We start from the raw sequence: 25,562 nt of genomic DNA on the forward strand, positions 1-25,562 counted from the left end.
ACTGCTGGCCCGTATTCTCAATGCCCGTAGCATCACCCTGATAACAGCGCCTTCGGGTGCCATCCCGGACTGGCTGTCCTGCTAGCCCGGCGTCAGGGCGTCACGCGACACGTAATTGCCGCCGCCGCGCTAGCGCGCTTCATTTCGCCATACGGCGACAAGCGAACCTCAATACGGGCGCCCTCTTCGACTCTGCAATCCCATGACGGCGACGCACAGGCAGCCGCGGATCCGACCGACACCTGATGGGCATCGATCCGCGCTATCAGACCTACGGGACGGAGAAACCGGCGGGCTCCTCCGTCACGATCCATATTCATTGGCAGCTCTCGAGAAGTAGTGCGGAGTGTCTTTCAAAAGTTATATCCAATCTCGACGCCGTAGGTTCGCGGTGGAAGGTAGTTGCCGAAATAAGTGCCAAGGATCGGCGAATCGAATTTGTGGCTGACCACGTCAACATCGGTCAGGTTTTTAACATAGCCGCGCAGCGTCAGACCCCTGGCAGATACGAGCCCGGCTGTCAGATTCACCATCTGGAACGGCGCCTGCCGATCGCGCGGTTCGTTGAATACACGGAAGTAATAGCTCCCACTGAAACGCACGTCGGCGCGAAGCACGAAGTTGTCGAATGTGTCTCCGCCAACTGGCAGCGTCAGCTGTGGCGCCACCGTGAACGAATACTGCGGCGCGCGATCAAGCCGATTACCGGCGAGATTTCGGGTGCCGGCTGCTAGATTGCTCTGATCGGTGCTGGAGAAGCGGGTGTACTTGGCGTCGAGCCATGTGCCCGATAAATCGAGGCGCAGGAAGTCGGCTAGGTTGAACACGGTCTCGATCTCGGCACCATAGGTACGGGCGTTTGCGTTATCGATCTCCGACGATGTGATGAAGTAGCGATAGAGCTGCAAACCATTATATTTGTAGTAGAATACAGAGCCGTTCAGAGTTACGCGTTTACCAAGGAGTTGTGTCTTGAAGCCGCCCTCAAACGATTCGATCTTCTCTGGTTCGTAGGTATCGCCGCAAGATGAGGAATTTACGCCACCAGATTTGAAGCCTTTCTGATACTGTGCGTACAGCATTGCATCACGCGTCACGTCAAACTGGGCTCCGACGCGGGGACTGAAAGAGTTGAACTCCAATCGCTGCTTCTTGTTCACGCAGGAACTAAGGATGCCCAGGCCCGGGATCTCAACGCCGGAGGTCTGTTCGCTATGCTTAACATCGTGCGAGTACCGTGCGCCGCCGTAGATGCGGAACCCTTCAGCTACCGTCACGGTGGCGTCGGCGAAGCCAGCCAGCGAGCGTACCCGCTCGCTCAGCTTGCTGACCGCGACGGAACCCGCCGGGAGCGAGGTCGCAGGCGTCGCACCCGGGATTCCCGATGGGAAGGGCACTGGAATGTCGGTCAGGAAGTTTTCTTGGAAATAGAAGGCACCTAGGAGCCAGTTGATCCCAGTGCCGACCTCTCCGGTAAGGTTGAGTTCCTGCGAGAACACCTTTGACGGTTGACGCCTGTTTTCGACAGTTATGATCGGCTCACTCGTGCCGTCTCCGTCTAGCTCGTTCTTGAAGCGGTGATCGATATAGCCAGAAATAGATTTCAGCTGGACACTTTCAGACAAATCCCAAATTAGCGAGCCGCGAACCAAGAGCGTCGACCGATAGGAATTCGGGTTAAAGTCGTTGCCTACCGTGCGCGGTTTGCTGGGTGCCACGGCGCTGCCGAGCGCCGGGAACAAGATCGGCGCAATCGCACCCAGCGGATAGATGATCTGCTGATAAGTCTGGAACTTCTCGTCTTGGTACTGCGCCGAGAGGTCGAACGTCAGATTGCTCGCCAGATCGGCCTGAAGCGCACCGCGTATAGTGTAGCGACTTAGCTTGTCGAAGTCGTCCCCGGTGTACAGGTTCTTTACATAGCCGTCGCCACGATAGTCGTAACCTGCGCTCAGGCGGACCCTGATCCCGTCGCTCAGCGGGCCGGAGAGGTAGCTGCTAGCAGAAACCGTATTGTAGTTCCCAACACCCGCGACAAACCCGCCGGTCAGCACTTTGGTGGGCGCGCGTGAGATGAGATTAATGGCCCCGCCAGTCGCATTGCGGCCGTACAAAGTCCCTTGAGGTCCGCGGAGGACCTCGACGCGCTCGAGATCGGCGGATTCGATTGTGGCCATCGTGGTGCGCGGAACAAACACGCCATCGACGTGAAGCGCCACATTTGCTTCGACCACACCCGAGTCAACTGAAACGCCGACACCCCTCAATGTCACGAACGTGCCGCCATTCGTCTGCCCGAAGACCAGCGACGGTGCTTGGGAGGTAAGGTCTCCGATCGAGCGCGAGCCGGTGATTGCAAGTTGCTTGCTGTCGAACGCGCTGATCGCACCTGGAACATCCTGCAGCGCTTGCGCCCGCTTTTGTGCGGTGACGATGATATCGTTGGTAGAGCCCTGCTCGGCGGCCGGCTCGGGTGCGGTGCTTTGCGTCGTGTTGGTCGCTGCCTGCGGCGGCACGCCAGCGCCGCTAGATTGTTGTGCGACAGCCGGAGCGCCACACGCGAGTGCCCACAAAGAAATGCCGACCGCGGCATTACGGTGAAGTCGCATCTTCTTTCCTCCCTAATTCATTATTTTTATTTATTTTTGTTATTATATTTCAAATGCCGGGCTTCGTATGGGCCGTAATTGCTATCCGTAAACTCGGAACGTTCGCGCGGTTGCATCTCTAAGAACGTGCTCCCTCCGAACACACTTCTCACCCTTAAAGCACAAATAATCGTAACGCGATTTGTTACATTGTACAACGGTTTTCGCATATCGCGTAGGGCAGCTGCGGTAACCGCGCTTTTCATTATGTCGCCCCTCCCAGGATCCGATGCGATCCCGCAGAGGAGCCCGTGCAAGTGCTTACGAAGTCTGGGCGCCGCCGCCACGGACCAGCTAAGCAACCGCGACGAACAGGAAATTAACCGCTGGCTGATACTTCTGTTGTAAACGGCCGCCTGCCACCCTAACGATGCGAGAGGGTGATAACACGTCAAGGCCGATAGCGACGCTACAGAGGCCCCCCTCCTGCCACGCACACTCGGACAAGCACCTCGACCTTGCGAGCTGCAGCGCCACCCAACAGGCTCAAAAGGACGGCCACTCCGCCGAGCAGACGGAGTGGCAGATCGTCAGGAGCTATGTGGTAACCCCTGAAACTCTAACTGCGTTGTGGACAGATGGATGAACGTTAGACTGACAGCACGGTGCACACAGTCAGCCGCGCGACGGGTCTATCAGAAACTTCTCGCCCGTAGCCTTTTTCTCGTAGGCGCGCAGAACATCTGGTTCAAGCGCTTGGGCGAGCCCAATGACGTGACTGTAGTGGCTAGCAAAGGTCGTAGTAAGTTCATCGGCAACGCGTTGCCTTAGACGCTCTGCGACTTCCTTTCCTGCCCTTGCAAGGAATGGCAGTAGCAGCCAGCCCGAGACGCTCCACTCGAAACCAAAACGCCTCGAATTAAGTACTACCAGTGAATGATCAAGCACTCCGTAAATATAGAGTCGCTTCATTTCATCCGATCCGTAACGACTATAATCAACCATTGAACGCGTCGCCACAGCTTCCATTGCTTCCAGTATCTGTGTAGCCATCGAACCTCCCCCGATCGCGTCGAAAGCTACAGTGGCGCCGGTCGCTTCGACTGCGTCTTGAAGCTGATTTATGAAATCCGGATCCCGACTGTTCAAAATGTGAACAGCCCCAATGTTTTTTAATATCTCTACTTGTTCAGCTGATCGCACGATGTTGACGAGTGGAATATCGTCCGCCAGACAAACCTTTTGTAGCATTTGCCCCAAGTTCGAAGCTGCGGCGGTATGGATGATCGCTTTGTGCCTCTCGCGCCGCGCCGTTTCGACAAAGCTAAGAGCAGTTAGGGGATTGACGAACATCGATGCGCCAGCGGCTGCGGTAACTCCCGCGGGAAGCGGAACGACGTCGCGAGCAGAAACTTTTCGGTAGTCCGCGAAAGTTCCCCCACTCGCTACCCCAACCAACCTCCCGTCAAGAGCCTTGGCATTGCGCCCTGCCGCGACGACGGTTCCAGCACCTTCCACCCCCACAGGCAGTGACTGTCCTATTCGCCCCTTCACCGCAGACAGCTTATCTTCCGGAACCGTAAAGGAGATCCCATTTCTTCCTTCAAGGATGCGCATAGTGGAAAGGTCGGCCGGACCGAGAAGCAGGCCAAGATCACTAGGATTGATCGGGGCCGCCTCGATATGGATTACTACCTCATCGTCACCCGGCGCATCGATCTTCGCGAATTCAAGCGAAAGAGTCAACGTGCCGTTAACGTCAATCTTTGAGCGCAACTCGCGTCCTTCAAGCGCCATAATCCTTTCCTCCCAATAACTGTTAGTTTTTTTAGTGATGCCATGTCTGGTTCGGCAATCTTAAGCCGATTGCCTTATTCAGGCTAACCATCACCCGATTCAGCTGATCTAAAGTCTTTTCCGCCAAGTTTTGAGTATCCGTTATTGACATCTCTATCGCTGAAATATGGCCGTGCTACGGCCGTCCTTCGCTGCCGAAACCTTTCCCCACACACTTGTCGCGATGCGCTTTCATGACGTTATTCGGCCTCAAGAAGGAGCACGATGCTGCTCATCTTGCTTTACTCGTTTGCGCCGCTGCGAGACCCGTTTGACGGGCGGGAGATCGTTGACCCATGAAATCACATGCCAGATTATAGCGTATTATTAGGTTATACAATCTGTGTTTACATTTATGCGTAAACCTCTGCGCCTGCAGCTGGGCGCTAGAGCTGTTGCCCGTCGCCCAAACGAACACCGCATCTGGCAATTGGCGTCCGAAAACGGACCGGCAGCTCTCCACCATTAGTGGGCGGTCGTGCCCCCCCCCCCCCCCCCCCCCCGCGTCCTGAACGAGCGGCCGCTTACCGGTAATCGCGGCCCGAAAGCAGACAGGCTGCTATCCACCATTTACAGACGCTCAAGCGCCCTGCCCCATAGTCTAGAAACCTGCCGGCCTAGCGCGGCTACCCATTGATATTGGCTGCCGGTAATTGGCGCCACTTGCAGCGGCCGAGAGGCGAAACACGCGAACATATGGCAAATGTGTGAAAACCTCATCAATGGCTGCCCCGCACGCTTAAGTTTGACAAAGAATGGCCTCCACTGCGTTACATGGCGTTGGTTGACGGATATAAGTACTCGAGCCCAGCCTCCGGCGCAGGCGGCGCCTCGTCGTCGCCTGGCTCAAGCGCGTCGGCATCCGGATCAGGATCGCCGTCCACCGGCGTGACGGCTGGTTGCGCAATAGCAGGAATGGTGCTCGGCTCGACCATGGTCGGAGACGGCGTAGAAGCCGCCGCCGGTCGCGCTTTTTGTGCCTGCTGTGCAATGGTGAGCGCCGCGTCCTCGCTCGCGAACGCGCCCAGCAGTTCGCCATCGAGCTTGGCACGGACCAACACCGCGACGTTTGGCTGGCAGGCTGTGATCGAACCCACGTACGGCCGTTGCTCGGTCTCGAACTCGAATTCGGTCGTCTTGCCGGCGAACTTGTCGTCTTTGCGCAGCGTGAGCACGCCCGCGGTCGAAGATCCCGACCAGCCGGCTACGAAACCGTTGTTCGCCATCACTGCGAGGAACTCGCTGAGCCTGACGTCGACCGCGCTGTTCTTCGCATCGGACGATACCGTGCCGACGCACATGGCGGTTAGATCGCTTGGAAGGGCAGTGCTGCCGCCGCTTAGGTCGGAGCAAGCGAGCAACATGGGCAACACTGCCAGCGGTGAAAGTTTGATGATGCGCATCGATGTGTCCAATCTAAGTGGTGCGGGCGCTGCGCAGCTGCCGGATCGTCTCCGACAGCATGAGGCAGTCCTCGCGCATGATGAGGTTCATGTCCTCGCGGCGCTCCAGGCGGGCCGCGAGGTCGATGATGCACTGCTCGATCAACTGAATGGTCGGTCGTGCGCCAACTGGAAGCCGCCGTCCGATGTCCGCGAGCGCACGGAACGCTGTGTCAGCGCGCAGCTTGACGCTTCCCATCAGCCTTTCCTCATCGAAGAGGTAGTCGATCAGCGCGTCGGCTATTAGCTTCTGCTCGGCGGCGGTCGGCGCACGATCCTCTTCGAAGATGTGATAGTCGCGGACAAAGGATCGAACACGATCCCGACCAGCAGCCGTCACAGCACGCTCGGTGCCGTCAGGCACGCCCTGCACCCCACCAGATCATCGGGTTCCAGCTGTGGACGCCCTGACGAACACGCAGATAGTAGAGCGGCACGCAGACCCAAGCGAACACCGCGCTCGGTATGATGTAGGTCGCCCGATCAAACCATGCTGGCACTTGCAGCGCATCTGTGATGGCGGTGAAGGCGATTGTTGCCGCGCATAGGCTTAACGCAGGGCGCCAAAGGCCAAGGTAGACATAGTAGAGCGGCCCAAGCAGGAAGGCCAACGGGCTCATCACAAGCTGCGCCGTCTTGATGGCAGACAGATGCTGTACCGCTGCGGTGTAAGCGCGGCTCTTCGGCATGCCGTGCTTGTCGATCAGCTCAAACCGCTCCTGCCAGATCGGCGCTAGCTTGCTCTCGTCGATCGTTGGTTCAACGCGGGGCGCGGCGGGGTTGCCATTCCCGGATGCGGGCGGGGCACCGGAAAGCAGCTTGGCCTTCTCATCGTCGTACTCGGCCGCACTTAACGCGCCATCGCGATGCAGGTTGGCGAGACGTTCGAGCTTGTCATACGTCGATTGATCCATTGGGCTGGTCCTTGGATGATGGGTTGATGATCATTGGAAGGGGGCGGGAGCCCTGTTGCGTCAGCCGCGGTCGAGACTCGCGGCCTTTTGTTGCTCGAACTCGGCGTCAGTCAGCACACCGCCGCGATGAAGTTTGGTTAGCCGCTCGAGTTCGGACACGCGGTCTGCCGCGCGGCGCGCATCTGCAGACGGCGTCGCCACGATGTGGTCGGACGGTGGCGGCCCGTAGGCATTGTCGCCCACGTCGCCAGGTCGGCTAAGCTGCACGACAATGTAGATCGCCAGCGCCAGCGTCAGCAGGATGTCGATGCCGTTGATGAGCGCGAACGGTGCATCGATCAGCGACCCACGGGTGCCGGCACGCATGCGGTCCACGACGAAGTAGATGCCGTTTAGGACCCATTGCAGTCCGATCACCCAGCCGGTGACGCCGCGATCATGCAGGCGGCGGAACGTCACGGCGTAGGCTGGAATGGCGAGCCCGAGCATAACTAGCAGCGCGAGCCACGGGGTGCCACTCAGTCCCTCACGGCCGAGGTCGAGCATGCCGGCGAAAAGGTAAGCCGCAACGGCTACCGCGATGAACTGCCAATATTCCGCGCGGCTAGCGCGGCCAGAGAACTGGAAATAGCGCCGCAAAGGCTGCGTCCAGAGCATAAACCTCTCCTGTTTTGTCGAATAAAGGACGGCGGCCAGCGACACGAACGCAGCGTGGCACAAGCGAAAAGGGTCGTAAATGCCGTGGTCTAAAAGACAGCGCTACCTGACCATGGGGCAATGGTGCGGGTCTCGGGCAAGCAGGACGTTGATCAGCTGCTACTGCGCCTCGGCACGGCGATCCGTACGCGCCGGCTAGCTACAGGGCTTTCACAGGAGGCTCTCGCAGATGCCGCCGGTGTTGATCGGTCGCATATGGGTAAGATCGAGCGCGGCGAGCGCAACGTGACCACGCTGCTCCTGATCGATGTTGCCGGAGCCTTGGATGTGACGGTTGCATCGCTGTTTGAGGACGCCCGCCTCTGAGCTCGGCTCGTTCCGGCGGCCTAGTACGCTAGGAGGGCGACCACGCTGGCCGCTGGTACGAAGTGCGGATCACCTATGCGAGCCGGGTCAAACGAGATCGATCTTACCCATACCCAGCAATGCTCTGAACTGTCGAATAGGTTGATGCGCGTGCGACTGTAGCTGCTGACTACAGTCGTATGGTTATAGCTGTCCATCAGCGCGATCAGGACCGGCCAACCGTTCCGAAGGTTGTGTCTAATCGCGCGCATCGCGTCGCGGTCAGTTGGCTTGTTGGCCGTTTCGAACACCGGCGACGCGAAGATCTCCAAGCCTGTGATAACCGCTGCCTCAAACACCATGTCGTCACAAAGCCGCTGCCAGACACGCTGCGTGATGCCATCTATCAGCGATCGCTGAAGCCGCCGTGATTGGCTAAGCGAGGTAAGCCCGCGATTAAATAACGCTGTCAGTTCGGTACGCCGCAGCGGGCGAAACGGATGGATGACGAGCCGTAGGGCGTTCACCACTGCGTAGATCCCGCAGAGGCCATCTAGGTCGCCTTGGCGGAGCGGCGCGAGGGCCCTTGCGGCCTGTTCAAGCTGATACCTTCCCGCCACCGTCAATATTCCGACGCCAGCATGATCGTCAGGACGCGTCCTGTCAGACCGGGTAAGCTAGGATCGGGTGAGCCATACTGGTAGCGGTGGTCGTAGTAATCGATCTTCCAGAACACCCGCTCACCAGCAACTTCGACGCTGCCAAAATCATGCTCGGCGTGGGGGTCGTTGCCGTCGTTGAAGTCGGCAAAGGTGCGCACCGCGGCGACCGCGTGCAAAACGCCGACAGGACCTAGGTCACGGATGCCGCTGGTCACCATTACGCGGCCGCCTGTCAGTGACACGCGGAACTGGTCGTTAAGCTCACGAATGCGCGCACGGCGCGTTGCTAGGTCGCGCGCCTCGGCGTGAGGCGCACGTGTTTCGTTGCTGCGGGACATGGCAGCTCCTTTCCGGTGATGAGGTGAGGGTAGGTGGAGGTAGGGGAGTTAGATGCGGGCGATCAGACGACGCTGAGCGTCACGGTCACCCTCGATGTAGCGCTCGGTCGTGGTGATCGCGCGATGCCCAGCGAGCTCCTGGACGTCGCGTAGTGAGCCGCCTGATGTGGCAAGTAACCGAGCAGCGCGAGTGATGAAGGTGCGGCGGCCCGAGTGCGAAGAGCAGCCGATAAGCCCAAGCTCGCGGTAAAGGACGCCGAACCAGTTCACGATGCTGCCGGCGGTCATGTGGCCGCCGCGCTCGGAACAGATGATCGGACCGTCGCGTGGGCGCCCCGCTAAGCGGTGTAGCCGGCCCAGCGCGCGGGCCAGTTCGACGTTGAGCGGGATCTGCCGGGCAGAGCCGCACTTGGCGATCTGCCGCGCAACGGCGAGATGGTTGTTGATGAGCCCGTCGCTGGTCAATGCCATCGACCAGCTAAGCCCGGCTATCTCGCAGGCTCGGAGGCCGGCCTTGAAGCTGAGCAGGATGATAACGCGGTTACGATCGGGTTGGCGTTGCTGCCTTACGTGGTCGAGCGCACGACGCACGTCTTCTGGCGCCAACGCCTTCGCAGGCTGTCGGAGCATGATTGACTCGATGGTGGGAGTGAGCTGGCGCACACGCAGCCAGCATCATTACGCTACCAGAACAAAACGTGAGTGTCAAGTTACAGCATGTGGGGAGGTACGATCTGCGCGAACGCATTTTCTCAGTACTGCCACGCTCAGTCGCTTTTGCCCCGATTTCCCCGGTATCCCCGGATTATTAGCAAATGTGCGATGTCCGAGATTGCTTGTGTTGCTTGATATGCAGTCCAGGAATTTAAATCAGATAACTTACCTAACTTTCCCAATCAAAGCTAGACGGGCCCGAAGATCACGTCAGATCGCTCGTTTCAGGTCATCCATTCGACATCGGTCAAACGCATTCAGCCACTTTCTCCTCGGCTTTGATGACGGTCGACTCGAGATTTGCTGACCCTCTTCGAAGGCGTCTGATCCGCGGGCTTGGGCGACAATGGGCGACGAAACAGTGGCGGACCCACGCAGCGGTGAGGAACGGCTGATCGCCGGGCCAGACACTTTCAAAGCGCAAACCGCAGGAGACATGGATCGCGCCAACAAGGACGCTGTAGGCCCTAGATGGTGGGAAGCTGCCTGTCCGCTCTCGGACGGTCAGTCGCGGTAACCTGCCATTCGTTCAACACCAATTCGTTTGGCCTTCGCTAAGCGCCTGCAATGCACCAAGTCTTGTAACGCCACGCCGACACGGGCATCAATCGCTCGAGGGGGAACGACATTCATGCCCGCATTCCTGGTTCAGCACTGGAAGGAGATCCTGGCGGTTGTCGCCGCGCTCGTGGCGGGCGGCGTGGTCGTCAAGCTGATCTCCATCCGCGTGTCCAGCTCGTCGAATAAGGTCAATCAGCGAGGCGCGATTTCCGGCGGCGACATCGTCGGGCGGGACAACAACCGCAACCGGCGGGGCTGAGCGCCCTTGGCGGACAGAAACGACGTCAATCAGCGGGGCGCGACGGCAGGCGAGAAGATCGTCGGGCGTGACGACAACTCCGTCAATGTCCTGCTGTCCGGCGACAGTCAGGTAAGCGTGCTCGTCAAGCAGCTCGATCGTGAGATCCACACCGACGAGATCCGCGAGCAGTGGATCGACAGCCTCCAGTTCTTCGAGGAGCAGTACGTCCCCGACGGGATCAGAGGACTGGAAGCGAAGCTCGCGAGGTGCGGACGGCCGGACAAGGTGGGTCTGGCACTCCGGCACAAGGAACTCTTCGTCAAGTTCCTTAACCGCTACTCGCTCTACGGGGCCGCGCAAGAGCTGCTCGCCCTCTGCCTGCATCGCATCCATGCGGAGTTCGAGACCCACGTCCATCCGGCGTGCGGCAGCAGCGACGGCGCCGAGATCGACCGGATCGTGTCGGAGAAGGTCGTGCAGGCGGTCGTCACCGAGTACGGACTCGGGACCTTCGCCCTCAACCATGGATTGGTGCTGGGCATGACCTACTGGCTGGCCGATCGCTGTTACGTACGCTGGCACGCGGCGTGACGCAGCTCGTCTACCATCCGGCGTTCGACCCCTACAACGCGCTGCTCCGCACGTGCCGTTTGCTGGACGAAATGGCGGGCGGGATCGACGTCACCGCCCTGCGTGTGCTCGACTTCTTGCTCCTCTTTCCCGAGCATCTGGCGTCCGTGCGCCTGTCGCCGGCGCTCAAGGGCGCGGTGCGCCGGCTGAAGGCGCAGCCACGTTTCCCCTACGACCGCCTGCCGACACCCCGCGCGTTGTTCAGGAGGATGGCGGCGCCCTACGAGGCCGCCGTGCAGACCCTCGTCTCGCGCGGTTTGGTGGACGTCGACGATAAGACGGGAATCATGCGGTTGAACGAAGGCGTGGTGCCGCCCCTGCTCATGTCACTCGCCAAGCTTCGAAACAAGGAGGAGGCCGACCTGATGTCGGTGCTGCAGCAGCTCGGCAGCCAGTATTCGGCCTATGGTCCAGACGGGTTGAAGGACCGCTCCCACCTCGACGAATTCCTGTATGACGCTGTTTAAGCCGACGCTGGTCATCCGCGAGGTGGCAGTCTCCCGAGGCACGTCCTACGCGTATCGCGAGCGCCTGCACGACGGCGTGAACATCATCGCCGGCGAGAACAGTTCCGGCAAGAGCACGATCCTCAGCCTGATCGTGTACGGATTGGGAGCAGACATCTCCAACTGGAGCGAGCAGGCCCAACTGTGCGACCGGGTCTCACTGGAGGTAGAGTGCAACGGCAACGTGGCCACCTTTTCGCGTCTGATATCCGTGAAATCCGGTCAGCCGATGGAGATATTCGCCGGCTCGCTCGAACAGGCGGCTAAGGCGCCGACGTCTGAATGGATGCGGTTCCCCTACCGCACGTCGGGCGAGCGGGAGAGCTTCTCCCAGGCCGTCTTCAATCTCCTCGCCCTGCCGGAACTGCAGACCGACACGTCGGGCAAGCTCACGCTGCATCAGCTGCTGCGCCTGATGTACTCGGATCAGCTGAGCGCGGTGGATCACATCTTCCGCGACGAAAACTTTGACTCGCCGCAGCTGCGCGAGGCGATCGGCCGGTTCCTGATGGGTGCCTACGACACCGACATCTACGCGAACCAGTTGCGCATCCGCGAACTCGACAAGGAGCTCGCTGCAGCCGACGCGACCTTGCGAGGGATCTACGCGCTGCTCGCCGACGTCAACCACAGTCTGACCCTGGATTGGGCGGCGGCCGAGCGGCGGAACGTCGAGGAGCAGCTGATCCGACTCGCTGAGGAGGCGTCCCGGACGGAGGCGGCGCTCTACGAGGATGATGCTGGTGACGTGGTGTCGCTGGAACCGCAGCAGCGTGCCCTGGAGGCCGTGCGCGTCGCGCAGAGCGAGCTCGCCGCAGTTGACCAGCAGATCGAGGGGTTGCGGCTCGAACGGGCCGATTCGGAGATCTTTCTCGCCACGCTCAAGCGCAAGATCGATGCCCTGCGGGATTCAGCGACGGTCGCGGAAGCGATCAGCGAGGTCGAATACAGCTGGTGTCCGGCGTGCTTCGCTACGCTGCCGACGCACGACAATCCCCACACGTGCCGCCTGTGCAAGGCGCCGATGGACGAGGAGCGGATGCGCCGCCGGGTTGTCGGACAGCTCAACGAGTTGCTCGTCCAGCATAAGCAGTCGACCAGTGTGCAGGCGGACCGGGACCGCGAGCTGGCGGAGCTGGACGAGCGGCGGACCGCGACTTTTGCCCGTTGGAAGGACGCCGCGGCGCGGCTGGGTACGGCCAGGCGCACGCCGCAGAGCGACGCCAGGCAGAGGCTCGCGACGCTCAACGAGCAGATGGGCTATCTGCGGCGGGAATTGGAGGAGATTGCGAGGCAGGAGCGGCTGATAGCGAGACTGGACGCGCTCTCGACCAAGAAGGCAGACGTCACGGCCGAGCTGACGCAGCTAAGGGACATGAACGAGCGACTGGCCGCGACCCAGCAGGAGAGGCTGTCGAACGCCTACCGGCGCGTCGAGCGCGAGACTCTCGCCCTGCTGCACCACGACCTGCCTCGCCAAGATTCTTTTGAGAAGGCGGAGAGCGTCTCCTTCGACTTCAAGCGGGACGCCATCTCCGTCGACGGCCATACGTACTCGTCCGCATCCTCGACGATTTATCTGAAGAACGCGCTGCTCTCCTCGTTCCTCGCCGCGGCCGCGGAAGATCCCGGCTTCCGGCACTTCCGCCTGCTCATTCTCGACACGATCGAGGACAAGGGCATGGAGCCGGAGCGAAGCCGTAACTTCCAGCGGCTAATCGCTGAGCGGTCGGCCTCGCTGACGGCACGACACCAGATCATCTTCGCCACGGCGATGATCAGCCCCGAGCTGGACAACGCCGAGTACGTCATTGGTCGAAAGTCGACGCATGCGGAGCGTACGCTCTCGGTTGGCTAAACCTAAGTAGATTTGCAGGCCCTGTATTTCGCTTCTTGGGGCAAAGCCGCCCTGATCTTCGGCAAGCTGACGATTGCTGAATGAACGTCCACCCCGAGGTGGCTTAAACGGGCGGCCAAACGTCCGTTTGTAGGTCTCCTAAGACTTCTGTTCGCTCCGACAACTCCGAGGCATCCTCTACGGCTCCTAAATAGCGTACCGTGCTGTCTATGTTGGCATGAGTACGAGAAAGAATGAACGACGACATTCGCCAGCGCTTCGCAAGCCTGTCATTACAGCGCGACAAGTCGCTGTCCGAGCTTCCGCTCGCGATCGGCGGCAACGTGCCTACATTCAGCAATTCGTGGAGCGCGGGACGCCGAAGGTGCTCGCCAAGTTCGATCGCCGGATCCTTGCTGAGATCCTTGGTGTGTCGGAACAAAAGCTTGGCGGGCCAGCGCCCGTGCGGTCGACGCCAACCGACATCGACGATCCTGAGCTCGTCGACGAGGTCGCGAAAGCGATGTGAGAGAGCAGCGAAAGCGATCGCATTCGCGAGAACGATCATTTGCCGTGAGATAAGGCATTCCACTGGCAGGATCCGTTCCAGCGCAATGCGGCGGCTGCGGTGCGTAAACTCCACGAGCCGGGCTACCTATAGCTCCCGGGTTGGTAGGCATCGTTAGATTATTCGCTGATCAATCAAGCATCGGCGATATCGGCGATGTTTTCTCAAGAGTTCAAGATTTCTACTATTGCCACCGCCTGCTTCCGACGTGATTAAACGAACGGCAAGCAGGGGGGAATATCATGGCATTTGTTGAGGGTACGGACACTGACGACACGTTGGACGGCACGACGTCTGGTGACGTAATTCGTGGCGGTTTGGGTGACGATGTAATTTACGGGAAGGGCGGACCGGATAAGATTTCGGGAGGCGCCGGTAACGACACGATCTATATCAGTTACGACCTTCTTTACGCCCTCGGCGGCGGTGGAAATGATCGCTTCGTTGCAGAGGGACTTGCGCTAAACAGCACTTATCAAGCTCGCGTGACTGGAGGTGCAGGACGTGACGAGTTCGACGCCACGAGAATATCCGCGGGCGCCAATTATCTGTTCTTCACCGATACTGGCGCTCGTAATACGTTTCAGGTCGGATCGTACATTGTCGACGAAGTTGAGATCGTTCGCGGTGGCTCCGGGCCCAATTGGTTCTTGCTGCAGAAGTTTGACTACGGCGTCACGGCCTACGGCGCTAATTACAATGACGTGTTCTATCTATCACCGGGCGGCGGCAACGTATCCTACGGATACGGCGGTGATGATACCTTCACGGTCTGGAACCGGGACAAGGCCTATGGCGGGACTGGAAACGACCAGTTCAATATCGCGCTCGGCGGTGGGACCGGTACGCTGGTCGACGGCGGCGAAGGCGTCGACAGCATTACCTTCAGCTTTGGTACAGTCGACCTTGATCGAGGTTTGGCGTTCCGGCCCTGGGGTGAGCCCGTTAGGCTGATCGACATAGAGAACGTCACAGCTCACCGTGGGTCACGCCTACTGGGCAACGATGCAGATAATATCCTGACGACCCCATACGGCAGCATCGATCAGGGTTCTCACCTTGATGGACGAGGCGGTGACGACACCCTGATCGGCTCTGATCTCGGTGACACCCTCATCGGTGGTGCCGGCAATGACACGCTGATTGGTGGCGCTGGTGGCTACGACATCATGGATGGCGGTACCGGCGCCGATACCGTGGTCTTCATGGAAGGCACGCAGGTAATCGCGACGCTCACCGACACGGGTTCTTCGAAGTTCACGATCGATGGGGTCGATCGCGGTGAGATGAAGAATATCGAGAATCTCACGGGCGGCGGCTTCAACGATATCCTGACGGGAAACAGCAAGGCGAACCGGCTCGAGGGCGGCAGCGGCGACGACGTGATGGATGGCGGGCGTGGGAACGACACCCTTGTCGACGGTTTCGGCTATGACATCATGACCGGGGGTGAAGGAAGCGATCGCTTCATGTTCACTGACAATGGCGCGCTTGTCGGAGAGCCGATCACCGTTGAGATCACCGACTTCGAACAGGGTCTGGATCGCATCATCCTGACCGCTATCGATGCAAATACGTTGGTTGAGGGGAATCAGGCATTCCGCTTCATCGGCGAAGAAGCCTTTCACGGCAGGGCGGGAGAGCTTCGCTTCGTTCGCGCCGACGCCATCACGCTGATTTATGGCGATCTCAACGGCGATCGTGTCGATGACTTCAACATCCAGCTCGACGGCGTGATCAATCTTGTAGCTTCTGACTTCTCGTTGTGAGTGGTTAGACGCACATTCGTCTCAGAACGTAAGCGTTAAGTAGCAAGAAAGGGGATGAGCTTCGCAGCTCATCCCCTTTCTTGTGAATGCGTTCACATTACCCGCGACGCCGGCGATAGAGCGGGTTCGCCTCACGCCCCCATAAAAGCTCAGGCTTGTTCAGATTCGTCGGCGGCGGGCTAGCTGCCGAGGTGAAGATGCGTCCAGCATAGTGATCAACCTCGACCTTCGCGGCACCACGGCGGAGAGCGTCACGCGGTTCGACAATCCGTGCTCCTACGATGTCTCAAGTGCTTTCACGCAACCCGCACGAGACGAAGTAGGCCGTCCATCTCTTCCGCCATATGGTAAGCTCCTTTGAGCGGTCGGATAGGCCTGCTGTGCGGGCAGCTAAAACCATCGATTGACTGATCGGCCGCAATGAAGTCGCCAATGTTGCCGCACTACCTGCGGCTCGGATTGCATATCGCGTGTCAAGCCGTCCCGCCCCGAATGAACAAAGGTCCGCTTCTGAAAAACGGCCGTTTGGGTCTGAACGTCTGGTTGTGGGTCATGGCGATACGGCTTTCAGCGAGTAGGATTGCGCCGGCAGGCCACTGAGATATTGCGGCGCTCGAGCTGGCGGCGCATCGTGCGCGAATGGCCAAGCTCTTCTTCTCGTACAGCCACAAGGACGAGGATCTTCGAAATGAGCTCGAGACGCATCTCGCGACGCTGAAGCGCAAGGGACTGATCGAGGCGTTCCACGACCGGCGCATCCCCGCCGGCGCGCATTTAGATGATGCGATCGACGCCTACCTCGAGGAGGCCGACGTCATACTCTGCTTGGCGAGCCCCGATTTTATCGACTCGGAATACTGCTACTCGCGCGAGATGACGAGGGCGTTTGAACGGGACGCAGCCGGAGAAGCGAAGGTCATTCCAGTGATAGTTCGACACTGCGACTGGCCCAACACGCCTCTAGCCAACCTGCGAGGCACGCCGCGCGACAATCGCCCTGTCAAGTCTTGGCCTGACCGGGACGAAGCCTGGCTTGACGTGGCGCGAGACGTACGCGCGGCGCTTCTCGCCGCGGATGACGGTGTTCGCTCCTTCAAGGATAACGTGGCGGCAGTGGCGATGCCCGCATCGTACGTGGCCCCCGTCATGGCGCGGCCCCGCTCGGCGAACGTGGCAGTCGAACGGCGATTTACGGATCTCGATCGCGACCGCTTCGTCAGGCAGACGTTCGAGTTTGTTACAGAGTTCTTCGCGAACTCGGTGGCCGAGGTCCAGGCGCGGGCACCCGACGTCGAGGGCTCGATCGTCAACCTAGACGCCAACCGCTTCACGGCGGCCGCCTACCGCGACGGGCGCAAGGCCGCTGCGATCACGGTCTACATGGGCGGGATGTCGCGCACCGGTCGCGAGATCAGTTTCCACCTCACGGACGATGGTGCCACTAATACCTCCAACGGCTCCTTCTACGTCACGGACGACGAGGGAGAGCTCGCGTTCAAGAGTCTGTTCGGCAACCTCGGGGGCTCGCAGGAGAAGTTGGTGGGACCCGAGGAGGTTGCGGAGCAGATATGGTCGGCCTTTTTCGACCCTATGAGCCGCAGCCGCTAGCCTTCCTCCGTCCGGACGCGGCGCACTTCGCGATTATCTCGAACCGTTTTGCTGCGCCGTTGGCGCTCTTTGACCTAACTGCTGCGCAGACATGAACGGGCGTCAAGTTTCGGGAAGCTGATGAGAAGGGCGGAATGTCGGGTTCTGGGTCAAATGGTCCCTGGCAGCAGCACCGCCTTCACGAACTCGCCGCGCGCCTGCGCTGCGATCGCGACGTTGATCTCGGCCAGCGGGAACGTCTCGATCAGCGTGTCGAACGGAAAGCGCCCGGCGGCGTGATGGCGCAGCAATTCGGGGATGAAGGTCTGCGGATCGCTATCCCCTTCGATGATGCCGATGATGCGGTGCCCCGGCGTCATCAGCGCCGAGATGTTAACGCTGATCGCCGCGTCGGCGCGCTTGGGCACGCCGACCAGCCCGATCGCGCCGTGGCTGCCGAGCGATGCCAGCCCGGCCTCGATTGCGCCGACGTTGCCGCTGGTGTCGAACACATAGTCGAGCCCGTCGGGCGCGATCGCGCGCAGCGCCTCGGCCAGTGCGCCGTCATTTGGATCGACGACATGCGTCGCGCCCAGCCGCCGCGCGACCTCGCGCCGCGCGGCGATCGGCTCGACCAGCACGATCGTCGCGCACCTTTGGATCACCGCACCCATCACCGCGGCGAGCCCGACCGGCCCGCCGCCGATGATTGCGATAGACGATCCGGCGGTGGCGGCGAGCGAGCGCATCACCCCGCCCGCGCCGGTCTGGAAGCCGCAGCCGAGCGGCCCCAGCAGTTCGACCGGCGCGTCGGTCTCCACCTTCACCACGTTGCGCGCGCGCGTGATCGTGTGGCCGGCGAACGACGATTGGCCGAAGAAGTGCGACGATATGTCCTCGCCGTCCTTCGCGAATGCCTTCGATCCGTCCTCCAGCCGCATCCCGGCATAGTTGAGCGGCGGAAAGGTGCGGCAGTAGCTCGGCAGCCCCTCGTCGCAGCCCGGGCAGTGGCCGCAGCTCGAGAAGCCGAGCACCACCTTATCGCCCAACGCGAGGCCCTCTACCCCTTCGCCGATCGCCGCGATCGTCCCCGCGCCCTCATGGCCGAGCACCGCGGGCAGCGGATAGGGTGCGAACTAGTCGCGGAAGATGAGATCGGTGTGGCACACGCCGACGCCGGCGATCCGCACCAGCACCTCGCCCGCGCGCGGCGCGCCGACCTCGACCTCCTCGACCGAAAAGTCGCCTTCGGGAACGCGCGCAACCGCGGCAATCGTCTGCATGGCTCTCTCCTAATGTGCCTTGGTCGCCCGCCAAGTACTCGGGGTTTGCCCGGCGTAGCCGCGGAAGGCCCGCGTGAAGTGGCTTTGACTAGTAAACCCAAGAGCCTCGGAAACCTGCGCGATAGTCAAATCGGATCCAGCGAGCAGCTCCTGCGCGCGATTCAACCGTGCCTTCATCACATATTGATGCGGGCTTACCCCTGTTGCGCGCTTGAACACTCGGCAGAAGTGCGACGGCGTCAGCCCGGCCTCTGTCGCCATCACCTCCAGGCTGTGGTCAGCTTCGGGATGGGCGAGCACGCGGTTCATGATGTGGTGGAGGCGATAGGCGGCAAAATCGCTCGTCGGGATCGTCGTCGCTGCGGCGCCCTGTGGCCCGCGCACCATGTGCGCCTTGAGCGCGCCGGCTAGCGCGGTGACGTATACCTGCCGCTCGGCCGTCTGCGGGGCGTAGAGCTCGCCTAGGATCTGCCGCGTCAGCGCCGCGCCCAGCGGATCGGCGAAGGCGAACCGCATGCGCTGGAACTGATCATTGGCCGGCGTGCCCCGAAGCTCCGCCGCAGAGATCGAAAGCGTCACCACATCGAGCTCGCCATCCACGAGCCACCCGCTCGGCTGGCCGGCCGGCAGGATGGTCGCGCAGCCTGGAATCGAACTCGTCTCACTCCAGCCGTCACGCTCCCACACCTTGACCCTCGGCTTGCCGGCGATGTGCACCACGAAGGTAGGATCGGGCAGCGCGGGCAGTTGATAACTGCCGACGAACTGCCGCCAGCGTGAGAGCCGCCAGCCATCGCCGGTCGATCCGATCGCGAGATCGGCGGCACGCCCAAGCGCATCGGAGATGATCGCCTCGTTGGTCCAGGACGTTTCGGCTGCAGCCATCCTCCACCCTCATCCTCTCATGCGCGGGCGAGCGCCACCTCGAGCGTCTTCAACCCATTGATGAAGTTCGAGCGCAGCCGCACGGGCTGCGCCGTCACCGTAAACGACGCTACACGCTTCGCCAGGGTCTCGAAAGCGACGCGAAGCTGCATTTCCGCCAGTCGCGACCCGACACAGACGTGCTGCCCCGAACCAAAACCGACATGGGAGATGTTGCCGCGCGTCAGATCGAACGTATTGGGATCGGTGAAAGCTGCCGCGTCGCGGTTACCGCTGGCATACCAAAGGACGACCTTGTCGCCTTTCGCGATACGCTTGCCGCCTAGCTCGGTATCGGCTGTCGCAGTGCGCCGCATGTGCAGCACTGGGCTGGCGTGGCGTACCATCTCCTTGACGCCATGCACCAGCAGCGAGGGATCTTCGCGGACGGCATTCCACGCATCCGGTTGTTCGGCAAAGCGCATCATCGAATGGCTGAGCGAGTTGCGCGTGGTCTCATTGCCGCCGACCAGCACCAGGATGAGGTTTCCCACGAAATCACCGAACGGCACGGCCACACCATCGATCTGCGCATTGGCGAGCAGCGAGGCGATGTCATGCGTGGGTTCGGCCCGGCGCGCGTCGAAGAGTTCGCCGGCAAAGGCGAAGAATTCACCTAACACGCTCTGCATCGCCTCCGGGCTTTGACGAAAATCAGGATCGTCCTCTCCGACGAAGGCATTGGTCCAATCGTACAGCTTGGGCCACATATCCGGTGAGATGCCGAGCAGCTCGGCGAGCGTCAGCAACGGCAGCGGAGCGTTGAGCAGCGTCACGATGTCGATCGGCTGATCCAGGGGAATTGCGTCCACAAGCGCCTCGACACGCGTGCGTATACGGGCCTCGATGTCGCCGAGCCGTACGGGCGACAGGGCCGGCATCACGAACTTGCGATAACGCGTATGGATCGGCGGGTCTCGCGAGATGAACGGGATGCCAATCGCACTGTCGCCGGCCCCCGTCAGTCCGACTTCGTTTTCGTTGAAGATGCGGTGTCCGCCCCATTCGTGAGCCGAAGAAAACAGGCCAGGATTGCGCGATACCGCGACGATATCGGCGTGACGGGTGATCGACCAGAAGCCCGAACCGTCCGCCTCATCGCTCCAATGCACCGGATCGTGCGCGCGCAGTTCGGCAAAAGCGTCATACGGTACGCCGCGCGCATATAGCCCGGGATCCTTCAGATCGGAAACCATCAGAACGTGATCCGTACCGCGCCGCCATAGGTGCGCGGCGCGGCAGGAACGAGGAAGTTGTACGGGAAGCCGGCGCCGCGAAGATCAAGCCCATAGGCATAGGTTTCACGGCCGAAGATGTTGTTTCCCCAGGCCTTCAGCGTGATGCGCCCAATCGTCCATGCCAAAGTCGCATTGACCTTGGCGAAATCGCCCTGCTGCAGTTCGGCGTTGTTCTGCTGCGATCCTGCAACGTTGGTATCGTTGAACGGCGAGAAGAACTGCCGCGTGAAGAAAGCGACGTTGGGCGAGAAGACGAGGGCGTTCTCCCCGTCGCGGAATACGGCAAGATCGACGCCGCCTTGCGCGGTGAAGCGCGGGGCGAAGGGTAGATCGTTGCCTGAAAGATCGGTGCCCTGCAACGACAGTTCCTTGTACGTCGCGTGGAGATAGCCGAGCGCCGCGTTCAGGCTGATCGTCGGGGACAGCCGCAGCACCGCTTCGGCTTCCGCCCCGTAAATCTCCGATTTTGGCGCATTGACTAGGAAGGACACCGGGCCGGGCCGCGTATCCTGCACCTGCTGGTTCGAGTAATCGTAGTAAAAGCCCGCCGCAGACAGCGTCAGCGCACCGAACCGTCCCTTCGCGCCGACTTCATAGGCGTTGACGCGCTCTGGTGCGATATAGGTGATCCCTGCCGATGACGTGTAGCCACCGCCGTTGAACGCCCCCGAACGATAGCCGCGATTGTAGCTGGCATAGACCAGCGGGCCATCGTCGAACTGATAGGACAGCGAGACGCGACCGGTCAGCGCATTGTTGCGTCCGCGCAGAGCGAAGCGTGCACCCGGATTGTACGGGCAGGTTCCCGGCACCCCGGGACAAGGCACGGTCGTGGCAAGGGGAAGCTGCGCGCCTCCTACGTCGCCGGCGAACAGATAGGCGAAGCCGTCGTCGTAGCGCGATCGATCCCAAGTGTAGCGGCCGCCGAGCGTCAGCGTCAGCCCGCGCGAGAGTTCGTAATCTCCCTGCGCGAACACTGCGGTGCTGCGGCGCCGCTGAGTGTACCTCTGGAAGAAGCCGCCGTTGACGCCAGGTCCGAGCGCTTGACCGATGTTGAAGGTATTCTCCGTCTCGACCTTGTCGAACCCGTAGAAGCCGCCGGCGACGAGCTTCACCGGCCCGCCATCGTAATTGAGGCGCGCTTCCTCGCTGAATTGATCGTAATTTGAGCGCCAGTTGATATCGAGAATATCGAGCGGCGATCCGTCCGCCGCTTGTTGCAGATCCTGCTTGCCGGCGTCCTTCGACGTAATCGACGTCAGCGTCACTTGCGGCGAGATTTCGTAGGCGATCGTAGCGGAAGCGCCATAGGCTTCGGTGCGATTGCGGCCGACCCAATTCTCATTGGTTTCAAAGAAATCCAGCCCCTGACGGAATGGCAACAGGCCGTGCACCGCCGCCTGGGTTCCGCGGTCGCGCCCGCCATAAGCCTTGATCTTCACGTCGAGCGGCCCGCCACCGGGGCGGAAGCGGAGCGTGGCACGCCCCTGCAGTGTGTCCTGCGAATTTGCGTCGCGCCCACCAGGGGCAACGTTGCGGATCCGCCCATCGCCCTTTGCGAAATTGCCCGCGATGCGAATGCCGAGCTGATCCTCGACCATCGTCGCCTCGACCGCCGCCTGCGCCGTCCACGTATCGTAGTTGCCGTAACCTGCCTCGGCATAGCCTTCGTTGCGGGTGAGCGACGGCGCACGCGTGATGAAGTTGATCGCACCGCCCGTCGTGTTGCGGCCGAACAATGTCCCCTGTGGCCCTCGCAGCACCTCTACACGATCGAGATCGAACAGCCCCATGCCGTGCGCAGTACGGTTTGCTAGATAGACGTCGTCGACGTACACGCCGATCGGCGACGCCTGGTTCGAATTGTATTCGTTCGCGACCGAGATGCCGCGCAGCGAAAAGTTGGGCTGCGTGTTGCCGTATGGGCTCGATACCTGAAGATTGGGCACGGCACTGGCGAGGTTCGCTGAGTTCGTGACGCCCTTGTCCGCCAGCGCCTCGCCACCAAGCGCCGTTATGGCAATTGGCACGGTCAGGATCGATTGCGATCGTCGCTGTGCGGTCACGACAATATCGCCCGTTTCGGTCAGCGCTGCGGGTACGGCTTCGTTGGTAGCCGGATCATTGGGAGAACCGTCGCTGGTGCCCTGCGCAGTTTGTGCACCTACGCCAACGGGAAAAAGAGCGCCGGCAAGCAGCGCGGCCAGATAGGCGGCTTTCATCCATCCCTCCTTTATCGAGCCGATCTCGCCGGATCCGCATCTTATAGGGGGATATTAGTAGCGCGCGTGATCACCTCAGGCTTTACACGCGCTTGCGATGATTTTTGCCATTTCTTGCGCCTAGGCTTCGGGCTCGGAACGGCGACTGTGCATCACTCAGCGACGTGTGTTGATGCGTCGATCCTACACGCAGAAGAAACTCGTGGACTGCTCGCGCACGGCGGGGCGCGCGCTCGATGGAGAGTTTAAGGCTGCATAAGTGATGGCTGATTTGCGGCAACGGCAGATAGCCACATTGGCTAAACCAAGAGCTGCCAGGCAGGAAAGTCCCCAATCTCGGCCGTTCCGAGCGGCTGGCTCGGCGCGCTTCAGCGGTCGGTCCGCTTACATGAACGGGCGGCCCGTTTCGGGTGCTGCCTTGAGGGCGCTGAATGACCGACAATGGGTCTTTCCTGCCAAGCAGTGCGCTTAAAGAGGCTTGTCGATCTCGATTAGTTCCAGTGGCTGCGCTAGCGTCCCCGTGCTGACGAACAACCGTTCAACGCCGACACGGGCCGCCCAGACTAGACCCGCTGCTTCAGCCTCCTCGGCATTCTCATAAGCCGGCGCATCAACGATCGTGACGGACTCGCCGTCATCAGTGCCCACGCACAGCGCAGATGCCGTGAGCTTGAAGATGGCTTCGGCTGTCTGCTCGATGCGAATGCAATCAACATCAACCGATGCCTGCTCGCCGACGGGCAGTCTGACGATTTCCATTCGATGCTCCTACCTTGCCAGTATCGTGAACGCTGTCGTGGAACGAGGGGTTCGTGCGACTTGCGATTGACCGGGATATGCTGATGCATCGCCCGTTTGGCTCACACATGAGTCCTTAAGAACGAGCGACCGGAGTTGGAAAGCGGCGTCACGGCGCTTAATGACCGCTGGTGGGTCTGAAAGGACTTAAATGCCAAGGCAGGCATAGTTCGCGGACGCCGACCATACCTCTTTCAAACAATGAATGCCAGGGAGCTAGTCAGCTCCCTGGCACCCAAATTTTCAGATTGTACTTACGCTTGGGTCAGCAGAGGCGACCTAGCGCGCAAGCGGATGCAGACCATACGGTCGCGCTGCGACTTGCGAACATTACGATAGGTATCGTAGCGATCTCCTTCGCGAACGAGGAGCTTGCGAATATCCTTATCGGTCTTACGCACCGTCGACCAATTCGCGAACAGCTCCTCGGCAACATCACCGGTCATCAGGAACTCGACGTCGCCATTTGCTTTGTTCATGCGAAATGCCTTGGTCTTGCTGAATTTCCGGTCAGACAGTCGACCGTCCCTGCCACGCTTTAGCACCATGACACTCGAGTCGCGGAGCAGCCCGGCGACTACCTCCATCGGCCGCGGCGGGGGCAGGGTCGCGTTGACGTGCAGGTTATAGCACGCGAGGGTCGATTGCAGTGGCGAGAACGTCTCCGGAAGCGCGCCGAGATGCTGGGCCAGCCGCATAGCGGCGTATACCAAACTGAAGGCCTGCAGGGTGCGCCTTGATGCCTTTCGAGGATTAGCTGCGGCCGCTTGTTCCCGGAATTGCTGGAGGTGGTAGTCGAAGCGTGCGCGGAACCCCTCCCTGTCCTCCGCGATCAGGTTCACCAGCCCTGCCAGGAAATGCGGCATGGCATGGCCATGATGGCGATCGGCAGCCCGCAGCAGCGGGCCAACGAAGTCGCTGATGGTGAGGTAGGGCGGCGGAAGGTGGTCGAAGATGCCGTGAGGACGCCCCTTCAACGGAAGCGCGAGGAACCGGCTTGCGACCGCGTCGATCATCTCCTGAGAAGCTCCGGAGTCGGCAATCATGTCGATCAGATCATCGTTGGAGGTGCTGACGTAGTTAAAACGGAATCGGCGAGACAGAACCTTGTAGCGATACTTTTCCCGGCCTTCGGCAAGGCGCATCGAGATGTCAATCAATGCGCGCCCACGAGCAGTTTTGGACATTCCGAAGCCGAACAGAGCTGCTTCATCAATGATCATCGTCAGATCAGCATAGTTCTGCATCTCCCACTCGATACCGTTGTCGGTGCCAGCGAATGAAAGGCCGTAGCCGTTGCCACCGGAGGTCGAAGGATAGCCGCAAGCGGACGCCATGACCGTGACCAACGAGCTCTTACCATCCTGGTTCGTCCCCGAGAGGTTGAAGCCGGGATTGATCGACTGTTCGCCAAACGCACGCAGCGGACCCGCGAACATCGTGCCGAGCATGAACTCGCATACCACTTGGCCAGCGAGCGGGCCAGCAACCTCGTCAAGCCACCCGGAGAGCGTGCCGTTCGACGCGAAGCGCTCGGTTTCGCAATTGAAGATCGGGTTTCCAGGTTGGACGCCGGTCGGCGCGAAAACCCGACCGTCTGGGTAAACGAAGCAGTCACCGTTCCAGCCCGCCGTTTCGTAAACAGCTTCGTCCTCCCATTCCGTGATACCGGATATAGCATCCCGGATCTCGGCACCCCGCTTTCCAAAAGCGATGATGCCGCTGTCGCTCATCGCGGCAAGTGCGCCATTAGGATTGCCGATTAACTCCTTCATGTACTCATAATGGATACAATCATCCTCTTGGATTTTCGCCATCTGCCGACCTTTCGGTGTCCGAATGCCAGATACAATGCCGTTAAAGTAAATATACTTATTCATAATTTATACTCATCTATTGTGC

Annotated in this window: 24 protein-coding genes; 7 read left to right on the forward strand and 17 right to left on the reverse strand. The window is 60.6% G+C overall.

Annotated features, from left to right (window positions below; genetic code table 11):
• Positions 1–353 precede the first annotated feature (353 nt).
• The 6 genes from F1C10_RS11620 to F1C10_RS11645 all read right to left on the reverse strand — a co-directional run bounded on the left by F1C10_RS11620 (position 354) and on the right by F1C10_RS11645 (position 7,437).
• On the reverse strand, positions 354–2,609 hold the full coding sequence (locus F1C10_RS11620; RefSeq protein ID WP_185206369.1) for a TonB-dependent receptor: 2,256 nt from the start codon (positions 2,607–2,609) through the stop codon (positions 354–356).
• 654 nt (positions 2,610–3,263) lie between these two features.
• The gene (locus F1C10_RS11625; RefSeq protein ID WP_185206371.1) at positions 3,264–4,385 is read right to left on the reverse strand and encodes a zinc-binding dehydrogenase; all 1,122 of its coding nucleotides are present in this window, start codon (positions 4,383–4,385) and stop codon (positions 3,264–3,266) included.
• 809 nt (positions 4,386–5,194) lie between these two features.
• A complete protein-coding gene (locus tag F1C10_RS11630; RefSeq protein WP_185206372.1) occupies positions 5,195–5,827 on the reverse strand; it encodes a hypothetical protein in 633 nt (210 codons plus the stop codon).
• Between the two features lie 13 nt (positions 5,828–5,840).
• Positions 5,841–6,230: a hypothetical protein gene (locus tag F1C10_RS11635; RefSeq protein ID WP_185206374.1), complete on the reverse strand. Its 390-nt coding sequence runs from the start codon at positions 6,228–6,230 to the stop codon at positions 5,841–5,843.
• Complete coding sequence (locus tag F1C10_RS11640) at positions 6,223–6,780, reverse strand: DUF2628 domain-containing protein (protein ID WP_185206375.1); 558 nt, start codon at positions 6,778–6,780, stop codon at positions 6,223–6,225. Before F1C10_RS11640 ends, F1C10_RS11635 begins: the two co-directional genes overlap by 8 nt.
• A 60-nt stretch (positions 6,781–6,840) precedes the next feature.
• Entirely contained in the window at positions 6,841–7,437 is a 597-nt protein-coding gene (locus tag F1C10_RS11645) for a DUF805 domain-containing protein (RefSeq protein ID WP_185206377.1), read from the reverse strand.
• A 120-nt stretch (positions 7,438–7,557) separates the two neighbouring features.
• Here F1C10_RS11645 and F1C10_RS11650 point away from each other — a divergent pair, with 120 nt between their 5' ends.
• Positions 7,558–7,803, forward strand: a complete 246-nt coding sequence (locus tag F1C10_RS11650) for a helix-turn-helix domain-containing protein (protein WP_185206379.1) — start codon at positions 7,558–7,560, stop codon at positions 7,801–7,803.
• A 20-nt stretch (positions 7,804–7,823) separates the two neighbouring features.
• Here the strand turns inward: F1C10_RS11650 and F1C10_RS11655 are convergent, their stop codons facing one another.
• From F1C10_RS11655 to F1C10_RS11665, 3 genes are all read right to left on the reverse strand, one after another.
• A complete protein-coding gene (locus F1C10_RS11655; RefSeq protein WP_219729748.1) occupies positions 7,824–8,309 on the reverse strand; it encodes a hypothetical protein in 486 nt (161 codons plus the stop codon).
• Between the two features lie 95 nt (positions 8,310–8,404).
• Positions 8,405–8,782, reverse strand: a complete 378-nt coding sequence (locus tag F1C10_RS11660; protein WP_185206382.1) for a DUF3768 domain-containing protein — start codon at positions 8,780–8,782, stop codon at positions 8,405–8,407.
• A gap of 48 nt (positions 8,783–8,830) precedes the next feature.
• Complete coding sequence (locus tag F1C10_RS11665; protein ID WP_258042881.1) at positions 8,831–9,373, reverse strand: site-specific integrase; 543 nt, start codon at positions 9,371–9,373, stop codon at positions 8,831–8,833.
• Positions 9,374–10,127: 754 nt separating this feature from the next.
• On the opposite strand from F1C10_RS11665, the gene F1C10_RS11670 reads away from it, so the two are divergent.
• From F1C10_RS11670 to F1C10_RS11685, 4 genes are read left to right on the forward strand one after another with little or no spacing between them, the layout of a single operon-like run.
• Positions 10,128–10,316: a hypothetical protein gene (locus tag F1C10_RS11670; RefSeq protein WP_185206383.1), complete on the forward strand. Its 189-nt coding sequence runs from the start codon at positions 10,128–10,130 to the stop codon at positions 10,314–10,316.
• 6 nt (positions 10,317–10,322) lie between these two features.
• Positions 10,323–10,889 (forward strand): ABC-three component system protein, encoded by a 567-nt coding sequence (locus tag F1C10_RS11675; protein ID WP_185206384.1) that lies wholly within the window; start codon positions 10,323–10,325, stop codon positions 10,887–10,889.
• Entirely contained in the window at positions 10,886–11,395 is a 510-nt protein-coding gene (locus F1C10_RS11680; RefSeq protein WP_185206385.1) for an ABC-three component system middle component 5, read from the forward strand. Before F1C10_RS11675 ends, F1C10_RS11680 begins: the two co-directional genes overlap by 4 nt.
• Positions 11,382–13,292, forward strand: coding sequence for an ATP-binding protein (locus tag F1C10_RS11685; RefSeq protein ID WP_185206386.1), 1,911 nt, complete (start codon positions 11,382–11,384; stop codon positions 13,290–13,292). Before F1C10_RS11680 ends, F1C10_RS11685 begins: the two co-directional genes overlap by 14 nt.
• A gap of 103 nt (positions 13,293–13,395) precedes the next feature.
• Here F1C10_RS11685 and F1C10_RS11690 read toward each other — a convergent pair whose 3' ends face one another.
• Positions 13,396–13,914, reverse strand: a complete 519-nt coding sequence (locus F1C10_RS11690; protein ID WP_185210303.1) for a hypothetical protein — start codon at positions 13,912–13,914, stop codon at positions 13,396–13,398.
• 167 nt (positions 13,915–14,081) lie between these two features.
• Here F1C10_RS11690 and F1C10_RS11695 point away from each other — a divergent pair, with 167 nt between their 5' ends.
• The gene (locus F1C10_RS11695; protein ID WP_185206387.1) at positions 14,082–15,608 is read left to right on the forward strand and encodes a M10 family metallopeptidase C-terminal domain-containing protein; all 1,527 of its coding nucleotides are present in this window, start codon (positions 14,082–14,084) and stop codon (positions 15,606–15,608) included.
• A 639-nt stretch (positions 15,609–16,247) separates the two neighbouring features.
• Positions 16,248–17,216, forward strand: a complete 969-nt coding sequence (locus F1C10_RS11700; RefSeq protein ID WP_185206388.1) for a TIR domain-containing protein — start codon at positions 16,248–16,250, stop codon at positions 17,214–17,216.
• A gap of 149 nt (positions 17,217–17,365) precedes the next feature.
• On the opposite strand, the gene F1C10_RS11705 is transcribed toward F1C10_RS11700, so the two are convergent.
• The 7 genes from F1C10_RS11705 to F1C10_RS11730 form a co-directional block, all read right to left on the reverse strand.
• Positions 17,366–18,307 carry an NAD(P)-dependent alcohol dehydrogenase gene (locus F1C10_RS11705; RefSeq protein ID WP_258042882.1) on the reverse strand — a complete coding sequence of 314 codons (942 nt, stop codon included), beginning with the start codon at positions 18,305–18,307 and terminating at the stop codon, positions 17,366–17,368.
• 24 nt (positions 18,308–18,331) lie between these two features.
• Positions 18,332–18,478, reverse strand: a complete 147-nt coding sequence (locus F1C10_RS16730) for a hypothetical protein (RefSeq protein ID WP_258042883.1) — start codon at positions 18,476–18,478, stop codon at positions 18,332–18,334.
• A gap of 9 nt (positions 18,479–18,487) precedes the next feature.
• Complete coding sequence (locus F1C10_RS11710) at positions 18,488–19,363, reverse strand: helix-turn-helix transcriptional regulator (RefSeq protein WP_185206389.1); 876 nt, start codon at positions 19,361–19,363, stop codon at positions 18,488–18,490.
• A gap of 17 nt (positions 19,364–19,380) precedes the next feature.
• Positions 19,381–20,598, reverse strand: coding sequence for a cytochrome P450 (locus F1C10_RS11715; protein WP_185206390.1), 1,218 nt, complete (start codon positions 20,596–20,598; stop codon positions 19,381–19,383).
• Positions 20,598–22,862 carry a TonB-dependent receptor gene (locus F1C10_RS11720; RefSeq protein WP_185206391.1) on the reverse strand — a complete coding sequence of 755 codons (2,265 nt, stop codon included), beginning with the start codon at positions 22,860–22,862 and terminating at the stop codon, positions 20,598–20,600. Before F1C10_RS11720 ends, F1C10_RS11715 begins: the two co-directional genes overlap by 1 nt.
• Before the next feature lie 468 nt (positions 22,863–23,330).
• Entirely contained in the window at positions 23,331–23,621 is a 291-nt protein-coding gene (locus F1C10_RS11725; RefSeq protein WP_185206392.1) for a hypothetical protein, read from the reverse strand.
• Positions 23,622–23,914: 293 nt separating this feature from the next.
• Positions 23,915–25,540 carry a DUF927 domain-containing protein gene (locus F1C10_RS11730; RefSeq protein ID WP_185206393.1) on the reverse strand — a complete coding sequence of 542 codons (1,626 nt, stop codon included), beginning with the start codon at positions 25,538–25,540 and terminating at the stop codon, positions 23,915–23,917.
• Positions 25,541–25,562: the final 22 nt, after the last annotated feature.

Source organism: Sphingomonas sp. NBWT7 (assembly GCF_014217605.1).
In the GTDB taxonomy this organism is placed as follows: Bacteria; Pseudomonadota; Alphaproteobacteria; order Sphingomonadales; family Sphingomonadaceae; genus Sphingomonas.

Bases quoted from the DNA above. Each gene is read 5' to 3' on its own strand.
- F1C10_RS11670 (WP_185206383.1), top strand. From the start codon at position 10,128: ATGCCCGCATTCCTGGTTCAGCACTGGAAGGAGATCCTGGCGGTTGTC.
- F1C10_RS11700 (WP_185206388.1), top strand. From the start codon at position 16,248: ATGGCCAAGCTCTTCTTCTCGTACAGCCACAAGGACGAGGATCTTCGA.
- F1C10_RS11725 (WP_185206392.1), bottom strand. From the start codon at position 23,621: ATGGAAATCGTCAGACTGCCCGTCGGCGAGCAGGCATCGGTTGATGTT.
- F1C10_RS11645 (WP_185206377.1), bottom strand. From the start codon at position 7,437: ATGCTCTGGACGCAGCCTTTGCGGCGCTATTTCCAGTTCTCTGGCCGC.
- F1C10_RS11630 (WP_185206372.1), bottom strand. From the start codon at position 5,827: ATGCGCATCATCAAACTTTCACCGCTGGCAGTGTTGCCCATGTTGCTC.
- F1C10_RS11625 (WP_185206371.1), bottom strand. From the start codon at position 4,385: ATGGCGCTTGAAGGACGCGAGTTGCGCTCAAAGATTGACGTTAACGGC.
- F1C10_RS11650 (WP_185206379.1), top strand. From the start codon at position 7,558: ATGGTGCGGGTCTCGGGCAAGCAGGACGTTGATCAGCTGCTACTGCGC.
- F1C10_RS11660 (WP_185206382.1), bottom strand. From the start codon at position 8,782: ATGTCCCGCAGCAACGAAACACGTGCGCCTCACGCCGAGGCGCGCGAC.
- F1C10_RS11695 (WP_185206387.1), top strand. From the start codon at position 14,082: ATGGCATTTGTTGAGGGTACGGACACTGACGACACGTTGGACGGCACG.
- F1C10_RS11710 (WP_185206389.1), bottom strand. From the start codon at position 19,363: ATGGCTGCAGCCGAAACGTCCTGGACCAACGAGGCGATCATCTCCGAT.
- F1C10_RS11715 (WP_185206390.1), bottom strand. From the start codon at position 20,598: ATGGTTTCCGATCTGAAGGATCCCGGGCTATATGCGCGCGGCGTACCG.
- F1C10_RS11730 (WP_185206393.1), bottom strand. From the start codon at position 25,540: ATGAATAAGTATATTTACTTTAACGGCATTGTATCTGGCATTCGGACA.
- F1C10_RS16730 (WP_258042883.1), bottom strand. From the start codon at position 18,478: ATGCAGACGATTGCCGCGGTTGCGCGCGTTCCCGAAGGCGACTTTTCG.
- F1C10_RS11685 (WP_185206386.1), top strand. From the start codon at position 11,382: ATGACGCTGTTTAAGCCGACGCTGGTCATCCGCGAGGTGGCAGTCTCC.
- F1C10_RS11720 (WP_185206391.1), bottom strand. From the start codon at position 22,862: ATGAAAGCCGCCTATCTGGCCGCGCTGCTTGCCGGCGCTCTTTTTCCC.
- F1C10_RS11620 (WP_185206369.1), bottom strand. From the start codon at position 2,609: ATGCGACTTCACCGTAATGCCGCGGTCGGCATTTCTTTGTGGGCACTC.
- F1C10_RS11640 (WP_185206375.1), bottom strand. From the start codon at position 6,780: ATGGATCAATCGACGTATGACAAGCTCGAACGTCTCGCCAACCTGCAT.